General features: G+C 37.7%; 11 protein-coding genes. 7 read left to right on the forward strand and 4 right to left on the reverse strand.

What is annotated here, in order from left to right:
* The first annotated feature begins 159 nt into the window (after positions 1 to 159).
* The 7 genes from PHP06_03120 to PHP06_03150 all read left to right on the forward strand — a co-directional run bounded on the left by PHP06_03120 (position 160) and on the right by PHP06_03150 (position 5759).
* A complete protein-coding gene (locus PHP06_03120) occupies positions 160 to 1005 on the forward strand; it encodes a M23 family metallopeptidase (protein MDD3839541.1) in 846 nt (281 codons plus the stop codon).
* A 140-nt stretch (positions 1006 to 1145) separates the two neighbouring features.
* Positions 1146 to 1427: a sporulation transcriptional regulator SpoIIID gene (gene spoIIID, locus PHP06_03125; protein ID MDD3839542.1), complete on the forward strand. Its 282-nt coding sequence runs from the start codon at positions 1146 to 1148 to the stop codon at positions 1425 to 1427.
* 106 nt (positions 1428 to 1533) lie between these two features.
* A complete protein-coding gene (locus tag PHP06_03130; GenBank protein MDD3839543.1) occupies positions 1534 to 2562 on the forward strand; it encodes a rod shape-determining protein in 1029 nt (342 codons plus the stop codon).
* A 23-nt stretch (positions 2563 to 2585) separates the two neighbouring features.
* The gene (flgF, locus tag PHP06_03135; protein MDD3839544.1) at positions 2586 to 3326 is read left to right on the forward strand and encodes a flagellar basal-body rod protein FlgF; all 741 of its coding nucleotides are present in this window, start codon (positions 2586 to 2588) and stop codon (positions 3324 to 3326) included.
* Positions 3327 to 3350: 24 nt separating this feature from the next.
* A complete protein-coding gene (locus PHP06_03140; GenBank protein MDD3839545.1) occupies positions 3351 to 4121 on the forward strand; it encodes a flagellar hook-basal body protein in 771 nt (256 codons plus the stop codon).
* A gap of 138 nt (positions 4122 to 4259) precedes the next feature.
* On the forward strand, positions 4260 to 4688 hold the full coding sequence (gene fabZ / locus PHP06_03145; protein ID MDD3839546.1) for a 3-hydroxyacyl-ACP dehydratase FabZ: 429 nt from the start codon (positions 4260 to 4262) through the stop codon (positions 4686 to 4688).
* 21 nt (positions 4689 to 4709) lie between these two features.
* Entirely contained in the window at positions 4710 to 5759 is a 1050-nt protein-coding gene (locus tag PHP06_03150) for an LCP family protein (GenBank protein ID MDD3839547.1), read from the forward strand.
* 14 nt (positions 5760 to 5773) lie between these two features.
* Here the strand turns inward: PHP06_03150 and PHP06_03155 are convergent, their stop codons facing one another.
* From PHP06_03155 to PHP06_03170, 4 genes are all read right to left on the reverse strand, one after another.
* Positions 5774 to 6907 (reverse strand): Ger(x)C family spore germination protein, encoded by a 1134-nt coding sequence (locus PHP06_03155; protein MDD3839548.1) that lies wholly within the window; start codon positions 6905 to 6907, stop codon positions 5774 to 5776.
* Positions 6894 to 7997, reverse strand: coding sequence for an endospore germination permease (locus PHP06_03160; GenBank protein ID MDD3839549.1), 1104 nt, complete (start codon positions 7995 to 7997; stop codon positions 6894 to 6896). The genes PHP06_03155 and PHP06_03160 overlap by 14 nt, the downstream gene beginning before the upstream one ends.
* 1 nt (position 7998) lies before the next feature.
* Positions 7999 to 9519, reverse strand: a complete 1521-nt coding sequence (locus PHP06_03165) for a spore germination protein (protein MDD3839550.1) — start codon at positions 9517 to 9519, stop codon at positions 7999 to 8001.
* Between the two features lie 82 nt (positions 9520 to 9601).
* Entirely contained in the window at positions 9602 to 10318 is a 717-nt protein-coding gene (locus tag PHP06_03170; GenBank protein MDD3839551.1) for a tRNA 2-thiocytidine biosynthesis TtcA family protein, read from the reverse strand.
* Positions 10319 to 10327 lie beyond the last annotated feature (9 nt).

Genomic DNA, 10327 nt, shown 5'->3' on the forward strand with positions numbered 1-10327 from the left:
TGTGTTGTATATAGTGCGACAGATTGCGGAGCACGTATAGTATTATATGCCTACGGGTACTGCTATATATATAAATACTATATATTTATGAAAAATATAACAAAAGCAAGTATTTTTTTTCTACAATGTGGGCAAAATCTATAATGGAGGTGTTCTAAAATGGGAGATAAAAAAGGTTCAGATATAAAAAGAAAAATACTTGCTTTCTTAGATAGACAAGGGTTTTACGTTGTATTATTCATATGTGTTTGTATAATAGCTGTCACTGCAGTTTTTGCCACCAGAAACAATAAACAGGATATACTTGATCTAAAACAGCTTGGGCTGGGACAAAAAACCGAAGAAGAACAATACCAAAAAGACCAACAGAAAAAAGATCAAAAACAAGAGCAAAAAGAAGAACAAAAAGAAGAACAAGAGACCGTGTCTAAAGAGGAGGATAAGATAAAGGTCAAGGATGTAGTTGAGCAAAAAGAAACTTCACCAAAATCTTTGGATAGCCAACAGGATGACGAAGAACAAAAAAAGCCTGCTCCTAAACAATCAAAACCTGAAAAGGCACCCCAATCTGCATCAGCAGCAGGGGGAAATGCAGTAGTTATGTTAGAGCCTTTAAACGGGAAAATAATAATGGACTATGGCAGGGAAAACCTGGTGTATTCAAATACTTTAAAACAATGGTGCTCACATAATGGTATCGATATAGAAGCGGCGGAAACTGCCGAAGTAAGAGCTGTTCTTTCCGGCGTAGTGAGCGATATTAGAAATGATTCTAAACTGGGTATAATGATTGAGATAGACCATCAAAATGGATTCAAATCGGTATATGCAAATTTATCCACTGATCAAATGGTAAATGTAGGACAAAAGGTGGACAAAGGACAGACTATCAGTGGAGTAGGCAAGACTGCACCATTTGAAATAGGAGATCCTCCCCACTTACACTTTGAATTGATAAAAAACGAAGAATATGTAGACCCCAAGGAATACATAAAATTTAGATAAAGCACATTCAAAAGCTCTTTGCTTAAAAAAGCAGAGGGCTTTTTTATTTTTTAAAATGTTACCCGCCCTTCTATATTAGCGAGACTTTGCATATTAATGTAAAAAGACGAATTTGCATTTCTTGGGGGAGGGTAGTTAAATTGAAGGATTATATAGAACAGAGGGTATTGGAAATAGCGAATCATATTATAAGAACAAACTCTACCGTAAGGGAAGCCGCTAAATTATTTAAGGTGAGTAAAAGTACCGTTCATAAGGATGTGGCTGAAAGGCTACCCAAGATAAATCCTTTGATGTACACAGAGGTAAAAAAAGTATTAGAGAAAAATAAGGCGGAGAGACATATAAGGGGAGGGAAAGCAACAAGGTTGAAATACAAGATGAAAAAATGTAAAATAATAAATAAAAAAGAGGATTTTTAGAAGAAATATAGAAATATACTTAAGAGTATTGGTATAATTTAACTTGAAATCAATATTATTTACATAGATGAATTACAAAAGAAAGCGAGGAAGGCACTTTATGGGAATAGGATTTAGAAAAGATATAGGGATAGACTTAGGAACGGCAAGTGTTCTCGTATACCTAAAAGGGAAGGAAATTGTGCTCAATGAACCCTCAGTAGTTGCTATAGAAAGAAATACCGGGGCGATATTGGCTGTAGGTGAAGAAGCGAGGAAGATGCTGGGTAGAACACCAGGTAATATAGTAGCTATAAGACCATTGCGAGATGGAGTCATATCTGATTATGATATAACTGAGAAGATGTTAAGACACTTCATAAGGAAAGTTTGCGGTAATACATTGTTTGCAAAACCTAGGATTGTTGTATGTGTTCCTAGCGGGGTGACTGAAGTAGAGAAAAGAGCAGTGTTGGATGCCACTTATGAAATAGGGGCTAAAAAAACATATCTTATAGAAGAGCCGATAGCAGCAGCCATAGGCGCTGGACTGGATATATCAGAACCCTGTGGGAACATGGTAGTGGATGTGGGAGGAGGTACTACCGACATAGCGGTCATTTCATTAGGTGGATCTGTTGTGAGCAATTCAATAAAGATGGCCGGGGACGAATTTGATGAGGCCATAATAAGATACCTCAGGAAAAAGCATAATGTTATGATAGGCGAGAGAACAGCAGAAGAGCTAAAGATAAAAACAGGTACCGCTTTCCCAAGAGAGGAAAGCGTGAGCATGGAAGTGAGAGGAAGAAACTTGGTTACAGGGCTGCCTAGGAATATAGAAGTTACATCGGAAGAACTTATGGAAGCTTTGGAAGAGCCAGTTTCTGCTATTGTTGATACTGTACATTCTGTATTAGAGAAAACTCCGCCTGAGTTGGCATCTGATATAAGCGACAATGGAATAATGATGACGGGTGGAGGAAGCCTACTCCATGGATTGGACAGGTTGATATCTGAAAAGTGTTGTGTTCCTGTTACGGTTGCTGAAGACGCAATCTCATGTGTTGCATTAGGGACAGGCAAAGCCCTTGAGGATATTGATGTCTATTCTAGTGCAGCCAACTTCAGCAATTTAAAGAATAGAATGTATTAATTAGTCATGGAGGTGGATTTAGAGTGATACGCGGACTATATACTGCAGCTACCGGGATGCTTACAGGGAGCAAAAAAGTAGATGTGATAGCCAATAATATATCAAATGTTGATACCGATGGATATAAGAAGGATATCCCTGTTTCAGGTTCTTTTAGAGAAGTTTTGACAAAGCGGATCAATGACGATACGTTAGGAAACAAAAATATAGGCACAATAAACTATGGTTCATATGTGGACCAGGTATATACAATTCATTCCCAAGGCCAGCTATATCAGACCGATAATAATCTAGATTTTGCAATACAAGGTGACGGTTATTTTGAGGTAGAAACAGGGGAGGGAGTAGTATATACTAGAAATGGTAGCTTTAATAGAAACTCACAAGGCTATTTAGTGGACGGGCAGGGGAACTACGTTCTAGGAGAAAATGGTCGGATTTACATAGAAAATGACGATATTTCAGTAGATGACAGGGGCAGCATTTTCAGTGATGGTGTCTACATTGATAGATTGAGACTTGTGGATTTTGAAGATAAAACATCCCTGGTAAAACAAGGTGATAATTACTTTTCCCAAGACGGTGGAGCTGCACCTGCACAAGCAAGCATATGTCAAGGATTTTTAGAAAAATCTAATGTCAACCCTGTAGATGAGATGGTTGAAATGATATCTGTTATGAGAAATTACGAGACTAGCCAGAGAATGATAAAGATGCAGGATCAGACTTTGGACAAGGCGGTAAATGAGATAGCTAGATTTTAATATAGTGGGATAGAGGTGAGAATAATGAGAGCTTTATGGACTGCTGCCTCTGGTATGCGGACTCAACAGCATAAGGTTGATATAATTTCAAACAATATAGCCAACGTTAATACCAATGCCTATAAAAAGGTGAATACAGGTTTTAAGGATTTAGTATATGAGAATATGAAAACAGCTCCAAGCTATCAGCAGGATGCTCCCCGTCCAATGGTGGGCCATGGGGTGACTGTAGGTTATACTTCCAAAGATTTTAGACAGGGTGCCTTGACAGCAACTGAAAGGAACTTGGATGTAGGAATAGAAGGCAAGGGTTTCTTCATGGTACAGGACGCAGATGGCAATATAAGATTTACTAGAGATGGGAGTTTTCAAGTCTCTGCAGAAGCAGGGGGAAATGTATTGGTCACATCCAACGGGGACTATGTTTTAGATTCGGCCGGCAATAGAATATTTATAGGAGACCCGCAAAATGTTATAATACAAGAGGATGGCAGTGTTTATTCAAACAACGATGGTTACGTGACATATAGCGGAAGTATCGCGTTGGTTGACTTTGATAATCGGGAAGGATTGCAGGCAATAGGAGATAATCTTTATGCTATGACTGATGCATCGGGTAATATGATGTTTCAAGACCAGTCCAAGCTCAAACAATGTTACCTTGAATCTTCAAATGTATCTGTTGCAGAAGAGATGGTAAATTTGATAGTATCTCAAAGGGCATATCAACTAAACTCCAGAATTGTACAGACTGCAGATAATATGATGGAAATTGCCAATGATCTAAGAAGATAAAATAGGGGTTCGCCCCTATTTTTTTACAATTGTAATAAAATATTAAAAAATATTTCATTGACAAATGCAGTAAATAATATATCATTTATATTATGTGGCTTAAAAGGCAGATGATTTATAAAAACTAGGAGGACTAATATGGATATCTCTGATATACAGGGGATTTTGCCGCACAGATATCCTTTTTTGTTGGTGGATAGGGTAATAGAGGTTGAATGGGGCAAAAGAGCAAAAGGAATAAAAAACGTTACAATAAATGAGCCATTTTTCCAAGGGCATTTTCCCGGTTTTCCCGTGATGCCAGGAGTGCTCATAGTAGAGGCCCTTGCACAAGTAGGTGCAGTTGCTATGTTAGGACAAGAGCAAAACAAAGGAAAGATAGCGTTATTTACTGGGATTGATAAATTCAGGTTTAGAAAACAAGTAATACCGGGAGATACGTTGGAACTGGAAGTAGAGATAATAAAAATGCGTGGTACTATAGGTAAAGGCAAGGCAGAAGCACGTGTAGATGATGTTGTTGTTGCATCAGGAGAGTTGATGTTTGCGATAGTAGACAATAAGTAAAAGTATGGGTAGGTGTTTTTTGTGAGCAGACGTAAGAAAAGATCAAAGAAAACAAATCGCCGTAGAATGGTTTTTGTGATATTGTTGGTTATATTCATAACATCCGGTATTTATATTGCCGATACAGTACATGCTATATTAAATCCGGACAGGCTGCTGAGCGTGCAGAATAAAGATCAGGAAGAAGAGTTGGAAGGCTTACAAGACGATGGTGACCAGACCTCTAGAGACTTGATAAACATAGTTTTGTTGGGATTTGATGGAGACACAAACAGACAAAACAAGATGGGTGTATTTCGTTCAGATACCATAGTATTGGCTTCAATAAACATGAAGACAAAAGAAGTTGCCATGATATCTATTCCTCGAGATACTAGGACATTGATAAAAAAACTTAACAAAGACGGAACTGTAAATACAGAATTTATGGACAAAATAAATCATGCATTTGCATATGGATGGGGAAGGAATAAATATAGCTATGATAACTCCATGGATGCTATCAGCAATCTTTTAGGAGGGATACCCATACACTACTATGTCGGTATAGATATGGATGCTGTAAAAGCCATAGTGGACGCTGTAGGTGGGGTTGATATGTATGTAGATGTGACCTATACAAAAGGCAGCTACAATCTGCATGAAGGGCAAACTCATCTTGACGGCGAACTTGCTTTGCAGTATGTACGTTTTAGAAAGACAGCAGGCGGAGATATCGACCGAACAAAGAGACAGCAGAACTTTATCAAGGCTTTTTTGGTAAAGCTTAAGTCCATGAATCCGATAGTTACTGTACCTAGACTTTATAGTAATCTCCGGGGATATGTGGATACCAATTTAAATATAAAGGATATGGCTGCATTAGCAGTGCTTCTCAACGACTTAGATGTAGATGAAATAAAGGTGCGAAACATAGAAGGCACAGGCAGGTATATAAACGGTGTAAGCTATTGGATACCTGACAGAGAAAAGCTGGATCAATTGATAAGAGAACAGTTTCGTGAAGATGAAGGTAATATTATTGATGATGAAGTCATAAATTATGATTCAACAGGCGCAGAAAGCTATTGATGCGCCTGTTATTTTTATTGCATTTCATCAGTCTTATCCAATTTCACATCTACAGCTACATTGATCACAGCATTTTGAATAAATCTTTCATCATCGATAAAATTTGTCAATTGGCTTCTCCATTTTGCTAGGGCATATTTGCTTATATCTATGCAGTCCACCTTGAATTGGTGCTGCATTTTTTCTATAAAAGTGATACAGTCTCTATTTAGCTCTTTTTGTACCGCTTTTTCTATATTTTTTAATAGATCCTTATTTTCCAACAGGGATTGTCGAGTATATAGCTCTACAACTTGTCCTTTTATCAACACTTTTACATCAAATACAAGTTTATCCTGTTGATATTTCACCTTCACTTTTCTGCTGTTTTTTACTATCACACTCCCACTGCACTGTTTATCTTTATTATCTATGAAGAAGGGGATAAATCCTTTTGAACTAATACCCCTAAGCAGTACAAGAGATCGCATATCTTCATTTTCTGCCTTTGAAATCATTTTGTCGTGCTTAAAGATCGCAACGCTGTTTATTTTCAATCTATCCTTATTTTGGATTTCAATTATTGGGAGTATAGGATTTTTGCCGCTATTCCATATATCATATGAAAAATCATGTAGTGTGACTGTAGGAACAAAGGCATTTTTTTGTGCGGTTTTTATCAATTTTAAGACATACTCACCCGGATTATCATAATCTTTTACTGGAATATTTAGCACATCTTCAGCCCTGCCATCGGCTACAGCTAAGTATAGTGAATTTTTTATTTGGGAGTATCTCAGGTTGATATCCAAAACTTTTCCTAATCCCTGTTTTGCTAGATCCTGACCGAACACCAAAACTTGAAGCATACCGTATATGGGGGAATCTGAGGATGTTTTGCTTCTTTCTTCACGACTTTCTCCTATAGTTTTTCCTTTTGTGTATTCAAATTTATAATTTTCCTTTGCATCTGGTCGGAAATTCGGAACTATTCCAGATACCATCAGCTGAGCCTTTGATTTACCTCCTATATCTTTTTTATCCAGATCATAGCCTCCCGCTATAGGTATTGAAAGATTCTCCAGGTCCTTTGAATCCCAACACCCGGTGAGCAATAGCATACATACAATCACTATTGCACAGGATTTTATAAAACTATGCATGTTCATTCAATCTCTCCTTTTTGAAGCTGGATGCTACAATAAATATTAAAGGATATCCGACTGCAATTATGATAAAAACATATCCGATATAATTAAAATAAGTAAATACTTGTGCTATATTTCCTGGTATAAAAGAACACAGATAAACTATGACTGAGACCACTATACATATTATTCGGTAATATTTATTTATATCCAAATTCAAAAGTTGTGCAATAGAGAAGGAGGCAGAAAAACTGTTATTTACCACAGGTCGTATTCCTATCCCCACCCAAACAAATAAAAAGAACAGTTCCAACCTTTGTATGACAGGAATATCTGTTATCTTAAACAGAACCAGTGCAGGCCATAGAAATTTCTGCATGTATTCATATCCAAATACCAGCAGACAGGTTACTGTACTCAATAAATAAACAAACATGCATATCCCCAGAGCGGTAAAGCCGGCTTTTAGAGTTTCGTCTTTTTTGGTTATCATGGGATAAATAATAAACAAGATTTCTATACCTGAATAGGAAAACGATGTCTGCAAAGAGCCTATCAATATGTCTTTAGCTGTGCTCCCTCCTACAGGAAGCAGATTCAAATAATCAGCTTTATTTAGCGAAGGAAGAATGAAAACTAGAGACGCAAATAAAATATAGAACAGAAATTCATTCAGCCTTGCTACTATTTTTCCCCCTTTTGAAATAATAAAGATTATCGAAAGTATAAAAACCAGGGAAATGACGGCTATAGGAGTTTCCGGAAGAAGATAAAGGGAGGTTATCTCGGCAAACATCCTGAGCGCTGCTGCGCTGACAGCAATGAAGAACAATATAAAACCTATGCTCAATATTCTGCCCAAGAAATTTCCAAAAACCAAATTGGATATCTCCACCATAGTGAGGCTATCAAATCTTTTAAACAATATATTTATAAGGACCAAGGATAAAGCAGGGATAATTATGCCCAATATCATACATATCCAGGCATTTTGCTTTGCATAGGCGCTTATAGAACGAGGTAGGCTAAATATACTTATGCCCAATATCGTTCCTACAATGATGAATATAACCTGTTTACTGGTGATTTGAAATCTTGTGTTGGCTTGCATTTCATTGTTTTCCTTTCATTTTATTCTGTCTAATTCTATCCTTAACAGGAACAGATGCAGGTCTTTTCTCCATATCCCATACAAAACCTCTCACCAACATATCCTTTAAATCCGAATACCTTGTAGGTGCAAAAGGTGCAAAATAAGGGATACCTACGCTTTCAAGGTCTGTAAGATGTGCAAACAAAATCAGCCATCCTATAGACAGCCCATAAAGGCCGAATATGGAAGATAATATTATCATCAAAATACGTATCACCCTGGCAGCAATGGCCATGCAGAAATTCGGTATAGCAAATGTGCTGATAGCTGCTGTGGATACCACTATAATTACGGCAGGGCTAGCTAGATTAGCTGATATGGCGGCTTGACCTAGTAATATGCCTGCCACCACCCCTAATGTTTGACCCAGGGGGGAGGGCAGCCGTAATCCTGCTTCAAACACAAGCTGTATCACCGCTTCCTGCAGCAGTACTTCCAATGTAACGGGAAAGGGTACCAGATTTCTTGACTTAGCTAGTGAAAAAATCAACTCATATGGTATCAGTTCATGCTGAAAGCTTATCAGAGATATATACAATGCAGGAAGGGAAATAGCTATAAAGAATACCAGAAATCTAAAAATACGATAAAATGAACCCTGTATCGGCTTTTCGTAATAATCTTCGGCGGCTTGAAACATTTCTATAAAAAGAGCGGGAAATATAACAACAAGAGGAGACTGATCAGCCATTATGGCAACCCGTCCCTCTAAAAGGTTTGCCACTACCACATCAGTTCTTTCGGTAATCCTTGCTTGTGGCAGCAGGGAATAGGGATTATCTTCGATATATTGATTCAAGTAGCCGGAGGATAGCATACCGTCAATGTTGATCTGGTCTATTTTATTCATTATCTTTTGAACAATGGCAGTATCTGCTATATCCTCTATATACATAATGGCCACATCTGTTCGCGTTCTTGTACCTACTACTTTTTTTTCTATAACAAAGTTGGGGTCTTTTAGCTTTCTTCTTATCAAAGCTATATTTATTTTAAGGGTTTCTACAAACCCTTCTCTAGGACCACATAAGGTTCTATCCAATAACGGTTCATCTAAGGCCCTGGTTTTTCCTCCACGGACATCTATTGACAATACATCCCTTGTCCCCTCTATCATGACTATAGCCAGCCCTTCAAACAGGCTATCTAGCATTTTTTGTGAACTTGATATCTTTTCAGTCTGTCCAACAGTTATAAACATGTTCATTATCTGATCTATCTGATTTGTACTCGTGATTTTGTTCTTTGTGTTATTATAATAAACCATAAGGGGCGTCAAAATATTTTTATTAAACTGCGTGTTGTCAATCACGCTTTCCATATAAACAACAGCACCTTTTTTGTTGACGCTGCTTTGTATATTAAAAAATTTAATCTTGATATCCGCATTCTTACTTATATAAGTACTTAAAAATTGGATTTTTCTTTTTAAATCCCGGGATAATGTTGTTGTGCTAGAGGAATTTTTCAATACTCGCATAACTACCCACCCTTCCGATATTATTATATTTTCCCACCGGAGGGAATAAATATGTAAATATAACAAAACCTCCGGGATAAATTCAATCCCAGAGGTTTATCTGTTCTTTGTTTTGAATTGCACTCATAATCTTTTCCCTTATATCGGGAATATCATGGGATAACTGTTTTAGAGTGTCTTTGGCAAACTGCCTTTTTGTGGCTCCACTGGTCGGGCAGGGAGTTTTTACTACAGGAAGGCCATGTTTATTTACCCCTCCTATTATCTGTTTTTCGGTGCAAAACACCATAGGGCGTATCACCGTTATATTTCTCCTGTCCAGATAGGTTTTAGGCGAAAAAGTATTCAGCCTTCCTTCGTAAAACAGGCTTAACAGAAATGTCTCTACCACATCGTCCAGATGATGCCCCAATGCAACCTTGTTACAGCCCAGCTCTACAGCGGTATTGTTCAATGCCCCTCTGCGCATCTTGGCACACAGGGAGCAGGGGTTCTTCTCCTTTCTGCGGTTAAAAACAATTTCACCTATATAAGTCTCCTTTACAGTATAGGGAATACCAAGTCGATGACAAAATTCTCGAATGGGTCTTATATCAAAATCATCAAAACCTAAAGATAAGGTTATTGCATGCAATTTGAAATCAAATACCTGAAACTTTTGGAACAGATACATAGAATACAAAAGCGCCATGCTGTCTTTTCCCCCGGAAACGCCTACAGCGATACTATCGCCATCACGAATCATATCAAATTGATGTACTGCCCGCCTCAACCTGCTGAGTATAGCCTTCAAATACAATTCTCCTTT

The organism is Clostridia bacterium (assembly GCA_028698525.1).
GTDB lineage: Bacteria > Bacillota > Clostridia > JAQVDB01 > JAQVDB01 > JAQVDB01.